Source organism: Ideonella sp. BN130291, assembly GCF_036231905.1.
Taxonomy (GTDB): Bacteria; Pseudomonadota; Gammaproteobacteria; order Burkholderiales; family Burkholderiaceae_C; genus CAMLIZ01.
In genome coordinates this window covers 172946-190737 of the sequence record NZ_JAZARE010000002.1, presented here as the reverse complement: position 1 = coordinate 190737, position 17792 = coordinate 172946, and the positions used below count along the sequence as shown (strand labels likewise).

At 69.6% G+C, this 17792-nt stretch carries 15 protein-coding genes and 1 pseudogene; 7 read left to right on the top strand and 9 right to left on the bottom strand.

The features are described from left to right. The first annotated feature begins 39 nt into the window (after positions 1 to 39). Complete coding sequence (locus VPH43_RS04135) at positions 40 to 996, top strand: LysR family transcriptional regulator (RefSeq protein ID WP_328576391.1); 957 nt, start codon at positions 40 to 42, stop codon at positions 994 to 996. A 59-nt stretch (positions 997 to 1055) separates the two neighbouring features. On the opposite strand, the gene VPH43_RS04130 is transcribed toward VPH43_RS04135, so the two are convergent. Beyond that, positions 1056 to 6968: an AAA family ATPase gene (locus tag VPH43_RS04130; RefSeq protein WP_328576390.1), complete on the bottom strand. Its 5913-nt coding sequence runs from the start codon at positions 6966 to 6968 to the stop codon at positions 1056 to 1058. A gap of 196 nt (positions 6969 to 7164) precedes the next feature. Here VPH43_RS04130 and VPH43_RS04125 point away from each other — a divergent pair, with 196 nt between their 5' ends. The 3 genes from VPH43_RS04125 to VPH43_RS04115 all read left to right on the top strand — a co-directional run bounded on the left by VPH43_RS04125 (position 7165) and on the right by VPH43_RS04115 (position 9089). After that, entirely contained in the window at positions 7165 to 7656 is a 492-nt protein-coding gene (locus VPH43_RS04125; RefSeq protein ID WP_328576389.1) for a GFA family protein, read from the top strand. Positions 7657 to 7765: 109 nt separating this feature from the next. Beyond that, a complete protein-coding gene (locus VPH43_RS04120; protein WP_328576388.1) occupies positions 7766 to 8431 on the top strand; it encodes a hypothetical protein in 666 nt (221 codons plus the stop codon). 28 nt (positions 8432 to 8459) lie between these two features. Continuing rightward, positions 8460 to 9089, top strand: a complete 630-nt coding sequence (locus VPH43_RS04115) for a tRNA-uridine aminocarboxypropyltransferase (RefSeq protein WP_328576387.1) — start codon at positions 8460 to 8462, stop codon at positions 9087 to 9089. Here VPH43_RS04115 and VPH43_RS04110 read toward each other — a convergent pair. From VPH43_RS04110 to VPH43_RS04090, 5 genes and pseudogenes are all read right to left on the bottom strand, one after another. Continuing rightward, entirely contained in the window at positions 9031 to 10296 is a 1266-nt protein-coding gene (locus VPH43_RS04110) for a GGDEF domain-containing protein (RefSeq protein WP_328576386.1), read from the bottom strand. The two genes, VPH43_RS04115 and VPH43_RS04110, sit on opposite strands and share 59 nt — an antisense overlap. A 172-nt stretch (positions 10297 to 10468) precedes the next feature. After that, a complete protein-coding gene (locus VPH43_RS04105; protein WP_328576385.1) occupies positions 10469 to 10618 on the bottom strand; it encodes a hypothetical protein in 150 nt (49 codons plus the stop codon). Positions 10619 to 10779: 161 nt separating this feature from the next. Next, a pseudogene (locus VPH43_RS04100) lies at positions 10780 to 11102 on the bottom strand (glutathione S-transferase family protein); the annotation flags it as partial. A 147-nt stretch (positions 11103 to 11249) separates the two neighbouring features. Continuing rightward, on the bottom strand, positions 11250 to 11444 hold the full coding sequence (locus VPH43_RS04095) for a hypothetical protein (RefSeq protein ID WP_328576384.1): 195 nt from the start codon (positions 11442 to 11444) through the stop codon (positions 11250 to 11252). A 186-nt stretch (positions 11445 to 11630) separates the two neighbouring features. Beyond that, positions 11631 to 13466, bottom strand: coding sequence for a glutamine--tRNA ligase/YqeY domain fusion protein (locus VPH43_RS04090; protein ID WP_328576383.1), 1836 nt, complete (start codon positions 13464 to 13466; stop codon positions 11631 to 11633). A gap of 159 nt (positions 13467 to 13625) precedes the next feature. On the opposite strand from VPH43_RS04090, the gene VPH43_RS04085 reads away from it, so the two are divergent. Together VPH43_RS04085 and VPH43_RS04080 are read left to right on the top strand one after the other, a co-directional pair. Beyond that, positions 13626 to 13982, top strand: a complete 357-nt coding sequence (locus tag VPH43_RS04085) for a hypothetical protein (RefSeq protein ID WP_328576382.1) — start codon at positions 13626 to 13628, stop codon at positions 13980 to 13982. A 164-nt stretch (positions 13983 to 14146) separates the two neighbouring features. Next, on the top strand, positions 14147 to 14932 hold the full coding sequence (locus VPH43_RS04080) for an AraC family transcriptional regulator (protein ID WP_328576381.1): 786 nt from the start codon (positions 14147 to 14149) through the stop codon (positions 14930 to 14932). On the opposite strand, the gene VPH43_RS04075 is transcribed toward VPH43_RS04080, so the two are convergent. The 3 genes from VPH43_RS04075 to VPH43_RS04065 form a co-directional block, all read right to left on the bottom strand. Further along, on the bottom strand, positions 14926 to 15219 hold the full coding sequence (locus VPH43_RS04075) for a 2TM domain-containing protein (protein ID WP_328576380.1): 294 nt from the start codon (positions 15217 to 15219) through the stop codon (positions 14926 to 14928). The genes VPH43_RS04080 and VPH43_RS04075 overlap by 7 nt on opposite strands. 134 nt (positions 15220 to 15353) lie before the next feature. Continuing rightward, positions 15354 to 16151, bottom strand: a complete 798-nt coding sequence (locus VPH43_RS04070; RefSeq protein ID WP_328576379.1) for a LytR/AlgR family response regulator transcription factor — start codon at positions 16149 to 16151, stop codon at positions 15354 to 15356. 5 nt (positions 16152 to 16156) lie between these two features. After that, positions 16157 to 17269 (bottom strand): sensor histidine kinase, encoded by a 1113-nt coding sequence (locus tag VPH43_RS04065; protein WP_328576378.1) that lies wholly within the window; start codon positions 17267 to 17269, stop codon positions 16157 to 16159. Positions 17270 to 17483: 214 nt separating this feature from the next. Between VPH43_RS04065 and VPH43_RS04060 the strand changes: the two genes are divergently transcribed. Continuing rightward, on the top strand, positions 17484 to 17789 hold the full coding sequence (locus tag VPH43_RS04060) for a phosphopantetheine-binding protein (protein WP_328576377.1): 306 nt from the start codon (positions 17484 to 17486) through the stop codon (positions 17787 to 17789). Positions 17790 to 17792: the final 3 nt, after the last annotated feature.

Genomic DNA, 17792 nt, shown 5'->3' with positions numbered 1-17792 from the left:
GTTTCGCTCAAGAAATTGTCAACCAGCCCGACTCAATGCATGGACCGCCTGAACGCCATCCGCACCTTCGTCGAGATTGCCGACCGGGGCAGCCTCACCCGCGCCGCGGAGACGCTGGACCTGTCGCGCGCCATGGTGAGCCGCCATCTGGAGGGGCTGGAGCGCTGGCTGGGCGCGCGGCTGCTGCATCGCACGACACGGCGTGTGAGCCTGAGCGAGGCGGGGCAGGAGGCGCTGCCCCGCCTGCGCCAGATGCTGGAGCTGTCGTTGGACCTGCAGGCGGTGACCGGCGCGCACCGCGCCGAGCCCACGGGCAAGCTGCGCATCACGACCAGCCTGTCGTTCGCCATGTCCTGCCTCACGCAGGCGGTGGTGAAGTTCCAGGCGCGGCATCCACGCGTCGAGGTGGAGCTGTTGGCCGTGGACCGGGCGGTGGATCTCGTCAGTGAACGCATCGACCTGGCGCTGCGCATCACCAACCGCCTGGACGACGGCATGGTGGCGCGCCGGCTGGCCAGCTGCCGCTCCGTGCTGTGTGCGTCACCGCACTACCTGCAACGTTGCGGGCAGCCGCAACGGCCGGAGGAGCTGAAGGCGCACAACTGCATCACCCACGCCTTCGGCGCCCGCGCGCAGTACCGGCTGCGACGCGATGGCCGCCTGAGCACCGTGGACGTGGCGGGCTCGCTGTCGGGCAACGAGACGGCGGTGCTGCGGCAGGCGGCGCTGGCCGGCGCTGGCATCGCGATGCTGCCCACGTACTTTGTGGTCGGTGAGCTCGAGCGCGGTGAGCTGGTGCGGCTGTTGCCGGACTACGAACCGGAACCGCTGGGCATCCATGCCGTGTACCTGTCGCGCCAGCACCAACCGCGACCGCTGGAGCTGCTGATCGGCTTCCTGGCCCAGCGGTTCGATGGTGACGTGGCACCCTGGGACCGCGAGCCCGCCACGCCGGGCCGCCGCGCCATGAAAAAGGGCGCCGCAGCGCCCCGCTGACCGGCTGAATCCGACCCTGCCGCTGCCGGTGGCGGGCGGCCGCTGTGCGGCCAGGGTGCTCACGAGGGAGGGCCGCGGCGCGTCCAGCTCAGGTCGAGCACATGCCCGATGGCGTTCAGCAGCTGCGGCACGTCCACCGGTTTGGCCAGGAACGCATTCGCGCCCGCGGCAAGGTAGCGCTCCCGCTCTTGTGCGGATGCGCCGGCCGACACCGCGATGATGGGTACCTGTGCAAATGCCTCCTCGGCGCGCAACTGGCGGGTGACCTCGCTGCCCGTGGGCTTGGGCATTCCGTTGTCGATCAGCACGAGGTCGGGCCTCAGGGCCCGTGCCTGCTCCAGGGCTTGGCGGCCGTCGGCGGCCTCAGCGATGTCGAAGTCGAGTGACTTCAACAGCTCCAGCAGGATCTGGCGGTTGTCGTGCACGTCGTCCACCACCAGCACCCGCCGGCGTGGCCCCAGGTAGCCGCTGATCATGGGCGGCGCGGGTGCATGCATCGCGGCGGCCGCGGCCGGCAACAGCAGTTCGAAGGAAAAGGCGCTGCCCTTGCCGGGCTCGCTGTGCACGGTGATGGTGCCGCCCATCTGCCGCACCAGCGCGTCGCTGATCGCCAGCCCCAGCCCCATGCCTTCGGCGCGCTGGCGCGCGCTGCCCGCCTGCTCGAAGGGGCGGAAGATGCGCTGCACTTCCGCGGGTGTCATGCCCACGCCCGTGTCTTCCACATCGAAGGCCAGTGCCCATGCGTGGGCGGCTTCGCGGCGCGCCCGCATGCGCAGGGTGACACGGCCGGCGTGGGTGAACTTCACCGAGTTGCTCAACAGGTTGAGCAACACCTGGCGCAGCCGCAATTCGTCGACCAGCACGCTGGCGGGCTGCGGCGGCGGCGTGTCCAGCACGAACTGCACACCCTTCTGTTCGGCGCGCAGGCGCACCACGTCCGCCACGAAGTCCAGGCAGTTGCGCGGGTCTGTCGCCACCGGGGCGAGCTCCATGCGGCCTGCTTCGATGCGCGCCAGGTCCAGGATGTCGTTGATCAACGAAAGCAGGTGATTGCCGCTGGCCTCTATCGTGTGCAAGCCCCTGCGCTGGCGCTCGGTGAGGCTGTCGTCGCGCTGCAGCAGCTGGGCAAAGCCGAGTACGCCATTGAGCGGCGTGCGCAGCTCATGGCTCATGTTCGCGAGGAATGCCGACTTGGCCTGGTTGGCCGCCTCCGCTTCCAGCCGCGCCCGCTGCGCCAACTCCGCCCGGTCGCGTTCGCTCAAGTCGAGCACGAAGCCCACGGTCTGCGGGCGTTCGCCCTGGAACAGGATGCCACCCGACATCACGGGGACACGGCTGCCGTCCTTGCGCACATACACCTTTTCATAGGGCACGTAGCGGCCATCGCGCAGCAGCTCCTCCAACGCGCGGGCATCGGCGTCGCGGTATTCGGGGGGTGTCACCACATGCGTGGTCAGCCGGCCGGCCGCCATGTCGTCGCGCGAATAGCCGACCAGGCGCAGGTAGGCGTCGTTCGCATCGACGATCAGGCCGTCCAGGTTGGCGATGCGCACCGCGATGATGTTCGACTCCACCAGCCGGCCGATGCGCGCCTGCCATTCGAGCGTGGCCGCCTCCGCCAGCCGCCGCTGCGCGTTCTCGGCCTTGAGCGCCGCGTACAGCCTGGCGGTCTCCAACGAGATCGCGGCCTGCCCGGCCAGCAGGCCCAGCACCGTGGCATGCCGCGGGGTGAAGGCATGGGTGACCATCCCGTGCTCGAGGTACAGCACACCGATCGTCTGCGATTGCCGCACCAGCGGCAGGCACAGCACCGAGCGCGGCCGTCGCCGGCCCAGCCACGGGTCCGCGCTGAAGGGATGGGCCTGTGTCGCGTCGCCCAGCAGCACCTGCTCCTGGCTGCGGCGCACGAAGTTGAGGATCGCGAGCGGATGGTCGCCCTCCACCGGCGCATCGTCCGCATGCTGCTGCACCACCAGGCCTTCGCCATGCACCTCGGCCGAGGCCGCCAGCTGCATCGGCTCCTGCGTGGCGATGTACAGCCGGGCGGCCTGGGCGCCGGCCTGTTCCAGCGCGATGCGCATCAGCGTGTCCAGCAGCGCGGCGAGGTCGATCTGGCTCGACACTGCCTGGGCTGCCTTCATCACCGCCAGGGTGTCGATGGGCAAGGCCGCGCTGCGTGCGATGCGCAGCACCGGATGGGTGGTTTCGAGCTGCGCCGCCTTGCCGAGGGCGCCCCAGCGCATGTAGGCCTGGTGGGCGTCGGCGATGTAGGCGTCGGCGATGCGTGCCAGGCCGCGGCCGTGGTGGAACGCCGCGGCCCGCTCGCAGGCCAGTGCCTCCTGATGGACCAGCCGGCTGGCCCGCGCGGCGTCGATCGCCTGTTCGTAGAGCCGCTCGGCCTGCAGCTCCTGCCCTTGCAGGCGCGCCAGCTCGGCCGCCACCAGCGCATGCCGGTTGGCGTAGTTCTCCGGGCAGTGCTCGGCCCAGGTGGCCAGATCGGCGGCGTGCTGCTCGATCGCGCGCAGGTTGTCGGGGCGTTCCGGCGCCGCCAAACCGGGGTGCGCCTCGGCGAGCGTGAGCGCCCGGTAGAACACATGCGTGGGCCGCACCGGCATGGCAAACACAGCCCGCAGCACGCCTGCGGTGCGGCCCGCCGCTTCCCGCGCCGCGGGTGTGTCGCCCATGACGAAGGCCGACATCTGCTCCAGCATGTGCACGATGCCCAGCCCTGCCACATTGTTCTGGTCCCGCATGCGCTGCACCACCGCGTCGTGGCGGTAGTGCTCGTCATCGAACGAGCCGGGCGCGTGGGTGCGGCCCTGCAGGCAACGCGCGAACTGCCGGAACACCTGCGCCACCTCCAGGGTGCCGCCGCTGTGGGTGGCTTGCAGGAAAGCAATGGAGCGCTCGGCCTGCGCCGCCAGTTCGTTGAGCCGTTCGCCGGCCTCGGCCATGTAGAGGCAGGTGTTCACCTCGATCAGCGCCGCATGCACGAAGTTGCCCACCTCGAGGCAGGCGGCAAGGCCGCTGTCCAGCGTGGCGCGTCCGCCGGGAAAGGGCTGGCGCCAGAAGTGGATGAAGCCGGCATGCGAAAACAGCAGCATGCCGCGGCGCTTGCGGTCGCCGAGCTTTTCGTTGAGCTGCACCGCCAGCTGCGAGTACTCGTACGCGGCATCGATCTCGCCGAACGCCGCCAGCAGCACGCGGGCGTAGTAGGTGTAGACGACGGCGCTTTCTTCGCAGTTGCCGTGGCGCAGCACGAGCTGCGTCGCCCTGAGCACCAGCAGCGGAAACACCTCCGGGCGTGCGATGTAGATGCCGGTGAAGGAATCCACCATCAGGCCAAGCACCGTGCGGGCCTCCGCATCGGCGAGGGCGGGCGCCTTCAGCAGCTGCTCGATGCTGCGGCCCGCCAGCTCGCGCTCCACCTCCTGCCGCGCCTGCGCCACGAGCGCGGGGGCGCCGGCGCCGTCGAAGCTGACGCCGAAGAGGCGCAGCGCTTCCAGCGCGGTGTCCGCCGCGGCGCCAAATTGCCCGGGCACCAGGCGCAGGCGGATGCGCAAGCCGTAGATGCGCGCGCGTTCGGCGGGCGTGTGCGCATGTGGCAACAGCGCCGACAGACGCTCGTCGGCCTGCTGGAATGCGGCGTTGAGGAACTCGCACTCCGCCAGGTCGAACTGCAGGTCGAAGGTCTCCTGGAAAACGGTGTCCCAGGCCTGCGCCGGCCACCGATCGGCCGCGCGCGTGAGGTGGTCGCGGGCGGAGGCGAATGCCAGCTGCGCCTTGGCCTTGCGGCCGGCCTTGGCGTTCAGGCGCGCGAGTGCCAGGGATTCCGCCGGCGCAGTCACCAGCGCGCTGCCCCGGTTGAGCTGGTAGGCCAGCTCGAAGATGCGTTCCTGCTGTTCCTGCTCGGGCAGCGCGGCCAGCAGCTGGCGGCCGATGCGCAAATGGGTCTGCGCCAGGTCGGCGGCGTCGATGGTGGCGTACGCCGCCTCCTGCAACCGGTCATGCAGGAAGTGGAAGCTTCCTTCGCGGCAGGCCACCATGCCCGCCCGGGCCGCCTCCGCGAGGGCGTCTTCCACGTCAGCCTGCCCCTGGCCCACTGCCGCGGCCAGCAGCGCCACCGATCCGCTGGTGCCCAGGCAGGCGGCGTGCTGGAGCACCCGGCGCACGGGTTCGGGCAGCCGGCGCAGGCGGCGTGAGACGAGGTGCTCCACGTCGTCGGCCAGGTTGCGCGCGCGGATCCGCTCGAGGTCCCAGGTCCAGCCCAGGCGCGCGCGGTCGTAGCGCACCAGGCCTTCCGCGCGCAGCTCCGCCAGGAACTGCAGCACGAAGAACGGGTTGCCGTTGGTGCGCTGGCGCACCAGCTCGGCCAGTGCGCGGGCCTGCGATGGCGTGGTGTGGAGACTCTCGGCCACGAGCGCCTCGACATGCTCGGGCCTCAGCGCCACCAGCGGCAGGCGCAGCACCCGTGCGCCGCCGCCCTGCGCGCGCTCCAGCGTGGCCAGCAGCGGATGGCCGGCACCAACCTCGTCGTCCCGGTACGCCCCCACGAGCAGCAGGGCACCGGCGTCGGTGCGTGTGGCCAGGTCGCCCAGCAAGGCCAGGCTGGCCAGGTCCGCCCACTGCAGGTCGTCGAGGAACAGCACGAGCGGATGCTCGGCGCGGGCGAGTACACCGATGAACCGGCCCAGCACCCAGCGCAGTCGGTTCTGCGCCTCGGCCGGCGGCACCTCCGGCAGCGGTGCCTGCGGGCCGATGATGCGCGCCAGTGCTGGCACCACATCGATCATCAGTTGCCCGTTCGTGCCGAGTGCGTCGGCCATTGCCGAGCGCCGCTGTGCCAGCTGCGCCTCCGGCTGCGCGAGCACCTGCCGCACCAACCCGTGCAGCGCTTGCAGCAGCGCGGAGTAGGGCACGTCGCGGTGCTGCGAGTCGAACTTCGCGCCGGCGAAGTAACCGTGGGCCGCGAGCACCGGCTCGTGCAAGCTGTCGACCAGCGATGTCTTGCCCACGCCGGGCAAGCCGGACACCAGCACCAGGCGGGGCCGGGGGTCGGCCACCGTCTGCGCAAACGCGTCAAGCAGCCGGGTGCGCTCCTCCTCGCGCCCGTGCAGGCGCAGCGTAGGCTCCACCTGGTCGTCCGGGTCGTTGGTGCCCAGGGCAAAGGGCGGCACGTCGGCGCGCGAGTGCCATTCGTCAATGCAATGGCCGATGTCGGCCAGCAGGCCTTCGGCACGTCGGTAGCGCTGTTCGGCGGTTTTGGCGAGCAGCCTGGACACCAGCTGGCCCACGCCCGCCGGCACGCCGGCCGGCAGTGCGGCGGGCGGCCGTGCGGTGTGGCAATGCGCCCATTCGAGCGCATCCGTCGCCTCGAAGGGTGCACGCCCCGCCAGCATGCGATACAGCAGCAGCCCCAGCACATAGAGGTCGGCCCGATGATCGACCGGGCGGTCCATGCGGCCGGTCTGCTCCGGCGCGATCCACGCCCAGTCGTCCACCGGCAGCGCCACACCCGGGTCGGCGTTGCGGCGCTCCACGGCCGCGCTGAGGTCGGCGATCCAGGCCGCCCCGGTGCGGCGGTCCACCAGGATGTTGTGGGGGCGAAGGTCGCCGTGCCAGAGGGCAGCGCCGTGCAGCGCCGCCAGCGCCTGCGCCAAGGTGTGGCTGACAAGCAAGGCTGCGTCCACCGCCATCGGCGGCCCGGCCAACAGCTCGTCCAGTGCAACCAGGTCGAGCTCGGGCAACACCATCGCGGGGAGGGCGCCCGTCACCGTCCATTGCTGCGGCTGCACGATGCCAGGCGCCTGCAGGGAGCGAAGCAGCCCGTACTCCTCGCGAAAGAGCGCCGGGTCCCCCGCGGCAACCTTCAGGATCGCTCGGTCACCGTCGGGCTGCCGCGTGGCGCGGCCAATGCGCGAGGCCCGGGTGCGGGTGACCCAGGACGTGATGCACCAGCTTCCGGTCGTCATCCGGCGGCCCTCCAGCAGGCACCGTATCAGTGCGACGGCAGAGCGTCAAACCTCGTAACTACCTGTTGGCCCGGTGCCCGCCGCAGCGGGGAGTGGCGCTTCTGGCCACTCTTGGCCATGTGACGCCGGGGCCGATGCGGCAGGAGGGCCGGCGCGGCGGTTGCTGTCATCCAGCACCAGACTCAGGAGCCACCACATGCAGCCCACCCCCGCCGGCCAGCAGCCCTCGCCCGACACCCGCGTTGCCACATCTGCACTCACCGGCCACTGCCTTTGCAAGGCCGTGACGATCACGGTGGCCGGCGAGCACGATCCGCGCGTCGGCGCCTGCCACTGCCGGATGTGCCAGCGCTGGACGGGCGGGTTGTTCGTGTGTTTTACGGCCGAGGTCTCCACGGTGACCGTGACCGGCGAGGTCACGCGCTACCGCTCCTCCGACTTTGCCGAGCGCGCCTTCTGCCCACGCTGCGGCTCGCACCTGTGGTTCAACGATGTGGACGAGCGTGGCGAGGCCAAGGCTTACGAACTGATGCCCGGCCTTTTTGACGCCGCCCGCGGGTGGCCGCTTCGGTCGGAAATCTACGTGGACCGTGCCATGGCGTCACTCCATCTTGCGGGCGACCACCGCCGCAAGACCCGCGCCGAGTACGAAGCGGAGCATCCGTTCGTCGAGGGTGACCTGGAATGACTACGGGTTGATCGCAGGGGCCCTCGCAGGCAGCCGCCTCACCCGGGCGCCGGTTTCTTCTTGGTTACGGCCTGCTCCGCCGCCGGCTGCCGCTGGCATCATCGCGGCCATGTTCCCGATCCGCCCGGTTCGCGGCGCCGCTTTGGTGGCCGCGCTGCTCTGCGCCTGCCATGCCGTGGCCGGTGCGGAAAAGCCGCTGCTGCCTGCCGCGGCCTTCCGGCCCGTGCCGGCGTGCGCGCCGATCGACCCGTTTGCGGACGCCAGCCCCGAGCGGCAGGAGCGCAGCCTGGGTTGCGACGCCGACATCCCGCTGGCGATGGCGGTGCGCACTCCGCGCCTGCGGCCCACCGACACCGGCCCCAACGCGGTGGAGCTCGAAGTGGACCGCCAGGTCAGCCTGCAAGGCAGCTACTTCACCGGCGTGGCCCGCTTCGGCATGACGGCCGCGTCCGACCCGGCCGACCACCGCCTGCAGCCACGCCGCAACCTGGTGGCGGCCAGCGGCACGATCCGCCTCACGGACGACTTCGCCATGGACCTCGGCCTGGGCCGCGACCTGCTGCCCGCCCGCAGCCGCGTCACCGCCACCGCCATCTACCGGCCCGAGGGACGGCACCTGATGTACCTGCAGGTCGCCGAAGAAGCCGGCCTGCTGGCGCCCGCGGTGGGCCTGCGGTGGTGGCTCATCCCGGGCGGCGCCTCGCTGGACGTGAGCGCGCGCCGCGCCGCCGACGACAGCATCGAGCCGCGCGTGGGCCTGCGCTGGTCGCAGTGACGGCTCGCGCGCGTGCGACCATGCCCGCGTGACGCCTCCGCTCCCTGCTCGCCGCATCGCTTGCGCACGCTGCCTGCGCCCGCAAGCCACCTGCCTGTGCGCGCTGGCGCGGCCCATCGACCACCGCACCGAGGTGCTGGTGCTGCAGCACCCGCAGGAGCAGCGCCAGGCCAAGAACAGCCTTGCGCTGCTGCGCCTGTCGCTCGCGCATTGCGACGTGGTGGTCGGCGAGCGCTTTGCGCCCGAAGCGCTGCAGGCGCTGCTGCAGCGCCTCGGGCGGGAGACGCGGCTGCTCTACCCCGACGTGCCGGCCGCGCCCGCGCCGCCGGCCCCCATGCCAGCAGCGGACGCGCCCCTGAGGCTGGTGGTGATCGACGCGACATGGCGCAAGAGCCTGCGCATGGTGCTGGAGCACCCGGCCTTGGCCGCACTGCCGCGGCTGTCGCTGGACGCGCCGCCGCCCACCCGCTACCGCACGATCCGCGCGGCGCGGCGAGCCGACCAGGTGTCCACGCTGGAAGCCACCGTGCACGCCCTGGCGATGCTGGAGGGCCCGTCGTTCGACGCGGCGCCGCTGCTCGACGCGTTCGGCCAGTTCGTCACGAGCGTGGCTGCGCGGCGGCAGCCTCGGCAGGCTGAGAAGCCGGCCGACTGTTGACGAAGTCCGCCACTTCCACCCGATCGCGGCCGGCGCGCTTGGCACGATAGAGCGCGGCGTCCGCACGGGCGATGCACTGGTCGATGCTCTGCGCGTCCGCAAACTCCGCGATGCCGAGCGAGATCGTCACGGAGAATTTCGGGTCGAAGCCGGTGAACCTGTGCTGCTCCACAAGCTGGCGCAGGCGTTCGGCGCAGACCTGCGCCTCCTTGGCGCGCGTCTGTTCGAGCAGCAGCATGAACTCCTCGCCGCCATAGCGCGCGCAGAGGTCGCAGGCGCGAAGCGTGCGCTGCAGCACCAGCGCCACCTCGCGCAGCACCACATCGCCCTGCAGGTGGCCGTAGGTGTCGTTGACGTGCTTGAAATGGTCGATGTCCACGATGACGATGGAGAACGCCTGGCCGGCGCGCGCATGGCGCTTGGCGGCCATGTCCAGCGCATCCATCAGATGGCGCCGGTTGAACAGGCCCGTCAACACATCCACCCGCGCCATCGCCTCGATGGTCTTCATGGCCTCGCCGAGTTCTGCGTTGGCCCGCTTGGTCTTCGCAACCTCTGTCACCAACGCATCGCGGCTCTCCTCGGCGCTGCGCTTGGCGGCCTTGACTTCCATTCGCTGCTGCGAAAACAACCCCGACAGGTAGCAGAGGAAGAGGGCGGACGGCGCGAAGCAGAAGGCGTAATACACCTCCAGCTTGAACACGCCCGGCTGTCCCAGCCCCGCGATGGCGTACCAGGAGGCGACGATCTGGATGACAAAGGCGCTCAGCGCAATGGTGAGCGACTTCGCTGCCTTGGTGTCCGACAGCATGAAGGTCAGGGGCATCATGGCGCAGAACAGCGCCATCACACGGATCTCTCGCAGCGTGAGAACCCAGCCCGCGTAGGCCACCAGCCAGATCACGTACTGGCCGAAGTGGAACAGGTTGACGTAGCCGGTGGAGATGGACTTCCTGAACCGCGTGATCGCGTAGAACAGCGCACTGGACGTCAATGTGAAGCCAGTGACCCACAAGATCTCGTGGTGGCGCACCGTCGAGAGGCCCAGCAGGCGCCCGGCCAGGGTGGCCAGCTGAGTCAGCACGTAGCCTGCAAAAACGAGCTTCGCGTTGCGCAGCAGGATGCCGCGCCGGCGCTCGTTCTTCTCGACATCACCGCTCGGCACCGTGCCCTCGTGGTCGGCGAAGGGAACCTGGTCTTCCGCCATGTTTCGCACATCGGCAGCCGAGCGGCGGACTTGAGGCGCGTGGGTGGTGCGCCGTGATGGAAACCGCGCTTCGAAGCGGAGGAGGGGCGCCCTTGGGGGCGGCCGGCCGACCTTTGAAGAAAGACAAGGGGCGCCGAAGCGCCCCTTGCGAGGTGAGGGCAGTGCCTCGCGTTCAGGCCGCCTTGACCGCTGCCGCCTTGGCCATCCACACCTGGGCCGGCGTATCGCTGGCCATGCTGCTCACCCCCATCAACACGGCCAGCGTGACGGCGCAGGCGGCGCTGAAGGAAGCGAAACGGGCGGTGAAGGTGCTGGTGGTCATGGTCGGCTCCTGAAGGCGTTGCGTGTTGCGTTGAGTGAACTATCGGCCAACGCCCCGTCGCCCGCGAGCGGGTTGCGACGACATGCAGGGAGCGCGTGATGAACTGCAGCGACGTTGGACCAACCGTACCCGCTCGGTGCCGCCGGCCGGCGCCGTTTTGGTCACCCTGGGGATGCGTTCCGAGTGAACACCGCCAGCTGCGCATCGAACGCGCGCCGATAGGCGGGCCGTGCTTCGCCGCGGGCGACATAAGCGCGCAGCGTCGGGTACTCGTCCAGCAGGCCGGAGGGCCGCAGCCGCAGCAGCACCGCCACATCATCAGGTCGCCCGCGCTGAACGCGCCATCGAGCCAGTCGGCGTCGCCCAGCCGAAGGGCCAGATCGCCCAGCCGCTGGCGAATGCGGTCCTTCACCAGCGGCAGGCGCTGCTCGCACCAGGGTTTGTCGCCTTCCGCCGGCTTGGCGACCATGAGCTCGAGGTGGGGGCCGTGTCGTGCGCCCGCCTTACATCGCGCCCGATCCGATGCCCCGGTGAGCCGGCTTGGGTGCATGCCGCCTCCATCTCCGGGCGATAGTGCCGCGCGAAGCCTAGACGGCGTCTACGATCCGCCTCGCAAGGCGCCGCTGGCCACTCACTTCTTCTTTGGATCCAGGCTGCCCATCGGCGAAGGACCGGTGCCATCGGGCTCGACCTTCACCACCTTGTCGGTCAGCGCATCGTCCTTGAAGTTGCGCGGCTGGTCCTTGTTGGCCTGGCGTTCGCTGTCCAGCAGGGCATCGCGCTGGGCATCCGGCTTAGGCGTCTTGTCGGTTGGCGAAGCGGTCACGGTGAGCTCCTAAGAGTTTTGCAGGTAGCGTACTCTTCGCCAGCTGCCGCCGCCAGTGCGCGAACGAAGGCGATCGGCTTCGCCAGGCAAGGCCAACTCGGTCGCAGCTGCGATTTGATCCGCGAAGGCCTGGTTGTCGACAGCTCGCGCGAGCGTGACGGCGCCCACCAGTGCTGCCAATGCCGCTCACTTCCCCCAAGAATCCTTCAACCCCGTGATCCGGTTGAACACCGCCTTGCCTTCCACGCGGTGATGATCCTTGCAGTCGGCCACGAAGTAGCCATGGCGCTCGAACTGGAACTTGTGGTCCGGCATCGCCTTGGCGAGTGAGGGCTCCACGTAGGCCGTCACCACCTTCAGGCTCGCCGGGTTCAGCGCCGCCTTGAAGTCCTTGCCGCCGGCGTCCGGCTGCGGGTCGGTGAAGAGGCGGTCATACAGGCGCACCTCGGCTTCCACCGCATCGTGCGCTCCCACCCAGCTGATCACGCCCTTGACCTTGATGGCATCGGCGCCCGGCGTGCCGCTCTTGGTGTCGGGCACCAGCTTGGCCTGCACTTCAGTCACCGTGCCGTCGAAGCTCTTCTTCAGGCCGGTGCACTCGATCACGTAGCCGTACTTCAGGCGTACCTTGCTGCCCGGCGTGTTGTTGCCCTGGCCGTCGTAGCGCGGCGGGTAGAGGCGGTGGTAGCCCTTGAGCGGCTCCTCCATGAAGTCGTCGCGCTCGATCCAGATCTCGGGGCCTAGGCTGAACTCGCGCTTGCCGAGCTCCGGCTGGTTGGGGTGCATGGGGGCGCTGCAGGGTTCCGTCTTGCCTTCACCGATCACCTTGTCCCAGTTGGTCAACACCAGCTTCAGCGGGTCCAGCACGGCCATCGCACGCGGGGCCTTGGCTTCCAGGTCTTCGCGCAGCGCGATCTCGAGGTTGCTGTAGTCGATCCAGCCGCCCGCCTTGCTCACGCCTGTGCGCTCGGCAAACAGGCGGATGCCTTCGGGCGTGTAGCCGCGGCGGCGCATGCCGACGATGGTGGGCATGCGCGGGTCGTCCCAGCCATTGACGATGCCTTCGTCCACCAGCTGTTTGAGCTTACGCTTGCTGGTGATCACGTAGGTGAGGTTCAGCCGCGCGAACTCGTATTGTTTGGGCAGCGGGTGCTTGAGCAGGCCCACGTCCACCAGCCGCTCGAGGATCCAGTCGTAGAAGGGGCGCTGGTCTTCGAACTCCAGGGTGCACACGCTGTGGGTGATGTTCTCCAGCGCGTCCTCGATCGGGTGGGCGTAGGTGTACATCGGGTAGATGCACCACTTGTCGCCGGTGTTGTGGTGGGTGGCCTGCTTGATGCGGTAGATGGCCGGGTCGCGCAGGTTGATGTTGGGGCTGGCCATGTCGATCTTGGCCCGCAGCACCATCGCGCCGTCGGGGTGCTTGCCGTCGCGCATCTCGCGGAAGCGCGCCAGGTTCTCGGCCGCGCTGCGGTCGCGGAAGGGGCTGTTGGTGCCGGGCGTGGTGAAGTCGCCGCGGTTGCGCTTCATGTCCTCCGCGCTCTGTTCGTCCACGTAGGCCAGGCCGGCTTCGATCAGCGCCTCGGCGGCGCGGTACATGAAGTCGAAGTAGTTGCTGGCGTAGTAGAGGTGACTGCTGGTCACGCCCATGAAGTCGGCGGTCCAGTTCCAGCCCAGCCAGCGCACGCTGTCGACGATGCTGTCGACGTATTCCTGCTCTTCCTTCTCCGGGTTGGTGTCGTCGAAGCGCAGGTGGCACACGCCGCCGTAGTCGGCCGCCAGGCCGAAGTTGAGGCAGATGCTCTTGGCATGGCCCACGTGCAGGTAACCGTTGGGCTCGGGCGGGAAGCGCAGGCGCACACGCGCGGGGTCGGGGCTGCCTTGTGCGTGGTGCGCCGCATCACCGGGGCTGCCGGCCCATTGGCGGCTGGCGTAGGTGCCTTGTTCCAAGTCGCGCTCTATCACCTGGCGCAGGAAGTTGCTCGGTTTTACGGCGGCGTCGTCTTTGGGTGCGTTGGACATTGTTTCTAGCGCGTTCGGGCTGAAAAGCCGCGCCAATCAAGGGGTTGGCTCATTCTAGGCGTGGGGTGCCGCAAACCTTTACACAGGACGTTACGTCGGCAGGTGAACCAGTTCTGCGGCTGATGCGTTCGAACCGTACACCTCGAAAGGAGAACGAACATGAGGAACGCCAAGCTTTTTGCTTTCGCGTTGATGGGGCTGCTGGCCGCGGGGGCGGCCAATGCCCGGGTGAACGTGTCCATCGGCATCGGCCTGCCGCTGCCGGGCGTGGTGGTGCAGCCACAGCCGGTGTATGTGGAGCAGCAGCCGGTGTATGTGCAGCCCGCACCGGTGTACTACACGCAGCCTGCGCCGGTGTACTACACGCAGCCCGCCCCGGTGTACGTGCCGCGGCGTGTGTATGTGCGGCCGGCACCGGTGTACTACCGCCCCGCGCCGGTGATGGTGAGCCCGCAGCCGGTGGTCTATGTGGGTGGCGGCTGGCGCCACGGCCACCACCATCACCACGGGCACTGATCTCCGCTGGACCTTTGCCGCCACGCCCGCCCCGCGCTCCGCGGGGCGGGCGGTTTTCATGGTGCCGTGGCGGTTGGCTGCAAACCACCCGGGCGCATGCAGCGCGCACAAGACAGGGGCCGGGGAGGGTGCCACAGTGCGGGATCGTCGTCTACGATGAAGGCATGCACGCCGTGACCCGCAGCGCCTACCGCCCCCACGTGGTCAACAGCCTGGCCGACACCTTGTTCGTCGAGGCCTTGTTCGACCGCCTGCCCGACGTGGTGTTCTCGGTGAAGGACACCACCGGGCGCTACCTCGCCGTCAGCGGCGCCTGCGTGCCGCGTTGCCGCCTGCGCGACAAGCGTGACGCGGTGGGCCGCACCGCGCATGAGCTCTTCCCCGGCCACATGGCGGACCGCTATTGCGCACAGGACCGCCAGCTCTTTGATGCGGGCCGCCCGGTGCTGGACCGGCTGGACCTCACGGTCTACAACGATCGCCGACCCGGCTGGTGCCTGTCACAGAAGCAGCCGGTGGTCGACCGCGAAGGCCGCCTGCTGGGGCTGATCTGCATCTCGAAGGACCTGACCGAGCTCACGCGGGAGGGCCTGGTGGACGATGGCTTCGCTCGGGCGGTGGACCACATCCAGGCGCACTGCGCACGCCAGCTCAGCCTGCAGGAGCTGGCCGACGTGGCAGGCCTGTCGCCGGCCCAGCTGGACCGGCGCATGAAGCGGGTGTTCCACAGCACCACCGGCGAGTTCGTGCGCCGCACCCGGCTGGAGGCCGCCCTGCATGCCATCACGCACACACGGCAGCCGCTGGCGCACGTAGCGGCGGATTCGGGCTTTTGCGACCAAAGCGCGCTGCACCGCCAGTGCCGTCGCGCCACGGGGCTCAGCCCCCGCCAGCTCCGGCTGCAGGCGCAGCAACCCTTGGCCCCTGCGCCTGCCGCTTCGGTTCAGTAGCCTTCGCGGCGCTTCAGCGTCTCCATCTCCTGGGCCAGCAGGCGGCTGCGCAGGCCGTCGGTGCTCAGGCTCAGGAAGGTGACGATGCCGTGGATCGCCAGGCCCAGGCCCCAGCCCCAGAAGGGCAGGTGATGCCCGCGGGTGCCGCCGCTCAATTCGTGGAGGGCATACAGGCCCAGGTTCACCAGCACGAACACCAGGGCGTGGATGAAGAAGCCCATCTTGCGGCGCACGCGGCGATGGGCGCGGTACTCGAGGGAATCACGGTCTTTGCGGTCGGTGTGCATGGTGGGCTCCTTTGTGCGGTGGTTGATTCGATGGAGCCCATGGTAGGAAACGCAGGCGGCGGCGGCACAGCGGCGTGGGACGAAACGGCAGCCGGCGCGACGACACGTCGCCCTCGCGGCGCGAAATGCAGCCGCTACATGCCCTTGAACAGGTGGGCGTAAAGCCGGCTGGCGGTCAGCTTTTCGGGGCGGCCGCGCAGCGTGAGCGTGACCTTGCCGGTTTCCTCGCGATGCGCGGTCTGGATCAGGCGCGCCTGCACCACCGTGCCGCGATGCACCTGCCAGAAGCGCTGCGGGTCCAGCTGCGGCAGCAGCTCCTTCAGCGACAGCCTGATCAGGTGCTCCTTGTCGGCCGTCACCACGCGGATGTACTTGTCGGCCGCCTCGAAATACACCACCTCATCCACCGGCACCATGTGCACGGTGCTGCCCACGCCGGCCTGGATGACGTCCAGGCGCGGTTGCGGCGCCGCCGGGGCGGAGCCGAGCAAGGCGCGCAGCTGCTCCATCGCCGCCTGCATGGCCTGCGGCGCAGGCTGGGCCTGGCGCTGCGCGAGCAACTTCTGCAGGCGCTCGGTGCACTGCTGCAGCCGCGCCGGCTGCACGGGCTTGAGCAGGTAGTCCACCGCCTGGGCCTGGAAGGCCTGCACGGCGTATTCGTCGTAAGCGGTGATGAACACCAGCAGCGGGAAGGGCGGGCCGTCGTCGGGCCAGTCCTCGGCCAGCGCCTGGGCCACTTCCAGGCCGGTCATGCCAGGCATGCGGATGTCCAGGAAGCACAGCTGCGGCGCCAACACCAGCGCCTGCTTGAGCGCCTGCGGGCCGTCGCCCACGCTCGCGATGATCTTCAGCTCGGGCCAGCACCGGGCCAGGTCGGCCTGCAGCGCCTGGGCCAGCAGGGGTTCGTCTTCGGCAATGAGGGCGGTGGTCATGGGGGTCAGGCAGTCGATGCGGAGTGAGGCACCGGCACGGCCGGCAGGCGGATGCAGGCCAGCGTGCCGCCTTCGGCGTCGTCGGCGGGCTGCAGGTTGAAGGCGGCGGCGTCGCCGTACAAGGTGCGCAGGCGCTCCTGCACCTGCTTCAAGCCGAATTTCGTGCCGTTGGAGGCGGGCGCGCCGTCCAGGCCCACGCCGGTGTCGCGCACGCTGAGCACCAGTTGCCCGCCGTCGCGCCGTGCGCTCACCTCGATGCGGCCGCCTTCCACCTTGGGCTCCAGGGCGTGGTGGATGCAGTTCTCCACCAGCGGCTGCAGCAGCAGCGGCGGCACCTGCACCTGGCGCAGCTCGTCCGGCAGGTCGAAGCGGGCTGACAGGCGCGGGCCCATGCGCACGGCCATCAACTGCAGGTAGTCGTCCAGGCGATCGAACTCGGAGGCCAGCGAATGGGCCTGCGTGCGTGAGGCGGTCAACGTGGCGCGCAGGAAGGCGATCAGCCGGTCCAGCATGGCCTGGGCGCGCACCGGGTCCAGCCCGATCAGCACACGCAGGTTGGCCAGCGTGTTGAACAGCATGTGCGGCTCGAGTTGCGACTGCAGCAGGGCCAGGCGCGCGAGGGTGGCGTCGCGTTCCGCCGCGGCCAGCTTTTCGCGTTGCTCGGCGTGGCGGCCATGCGAGTAGAAGTAGTAGGTGGCCACGGTGGAGGCAGTCACCGTGACCAGCAGCGTCATCAGCAGCTTGCCCGGCCGGTGGCTGAACAAGCCCATGGCACTGCAGCCGCAATACCAGTCGCCGATCACCGAGCCGATCACCCAGCCGCCCAGGATGCCGCCAACGATGAGGCCCACGGCGCGCCCGGGCGACGGCCAGTGCGGCGACTTGTCGGTGGGGCGGCTCAAGGGCCGGCGGCCGAAGTCGATGATGGCCCAGATGCTCAGCCCGATCGCCTGGTTGTAGACCAGCGTGATGTCCCAGCGGCCGCCATTGCCGCTGACCATCTGGAGGATCCACAGGACGGTGTTGAACACCATCACCTGCGCGCCGTGGCGCAAGGTGTGCTGCCAGGTGCGGTCGGTGCGAAACGGTGGGGCGGCAGGGGTGCGAGTGGGGTTCACAGGAGTGAGTCCGGGTGCCGGCGCGATTGTGCGGCAGCCACCCTGGCGCGGCCTGCGGCGTGCGACGAAACGCCCGCAGGCGGCGCGAGAGGTTGGTACGCGCTCGCGTGCCGTGTGGCGCAGTTGGCGGGAATCCCCTGGAGAGGGGAGGCGCGGTTGTGCCCCGGCCGTACAATTTGCATCCCGCTCCAGGAAGTTTTTGCAGGGAAATCCCGTGTCCTCGTCCGCCCTTGTCATCACGCCCGCCGGCGACTCCGCCCAGCAGTCCATGCCCGAGCAGGAACTCGCCGAACTGCTCGTCAAGGCGCTGAACCTCGAAGTCGCCCCTTCCGCCATCGACCCCACCGCACCGCTGTACGGCGACGGCCTGGGGCTGGACTCCATCGACATCCTCGAGGTGGCGTTGGAGGTGTCCCACCGCTACGGCTTCGACCTGCGTTCGGACGACCAGAACAACGTGCGCATCTTCAGCTCCCTGCGCAGCCTGGCGGCCCACGTGGCCGCGCACCGCACGCGCTGATCC

Coding starts and splice junctions, on each gene's coding strand:
- VPH43_RS04135 (WP_328576391.1), top strand. CDS start 40: ATGGACCGCCTGAACGCCATCCGCACCTTCGTCGAGATTGCCGACCGG.
- VPH43_RS04130 (WP_328576390.1), bottom strand. CDS start 6,968: ATGACGACCGGAAGCTGGTGCATCACGTCCTGGGTCACCCGCACCCGG.
- VPH43_RS04125 (WP_328576389.1), top strand. CDS start 7,165: ATGCAGCCCACCCCCGCCGGCCAGCAGCCCTCGCCCGACACCCGCGTT.
- VPH43_RS04120 (WP_328576388.1), top strand. CDS start 7,766: ATGTTCCCGATCCGCCCGGTTCGCGGCGCCGCTTTGGTGGCCGCGCTG.
- VPH43_RS04110 (WP_328576386.1), bottom strand. CDS start 10,296: ATGGCGGAAGACCAGGTTCCCTTCGCCGACCACGAGGGCACGGTGCCG.
- VPH43_RS04105 (WP_328576385.1), bottom strand. CDS start 10,618: ATGACCACCAGCACCTTCACCGCCCGTTTCGCTTCCTTCAGCGCCGCC.
- VPH43_RS04090 (WP_328576383.1), bottom strand. CDS start 13,466: ATGTCCAACGCACCCAAAGACGACGCCGCCGTAAAACCGAGCAACTTC.
- VPH43_RS04085 (WP_328576382.1), top strand. CDS start 13,626: ATGAGGAACGCCAAGCTTTTTGCTTTCGCGTTGATGGGGCTGCTGGCC.
- VPH43_RS04080 (WP_328576381.1), top strand. CDS start 14,147: ATGCACGCCGTGACCCGCAGCGCCTACCGCCCCCACGTGGTCAACAGC.
- VPH43_RS04075 (WP_328576380.1), bottom strand. CDS start 15,219: ATGCACACCGACCGCAAAGACCGTGATTCCCTCGAGTACCGCGCCCAT.
- VPH43_RS04070 (WP_328576379.1), bottom strand. CDS start 16,151: ATGACCACCGCCCTCATTGCCGAAGACGAACCCCTGCTGGCCCAGGCG.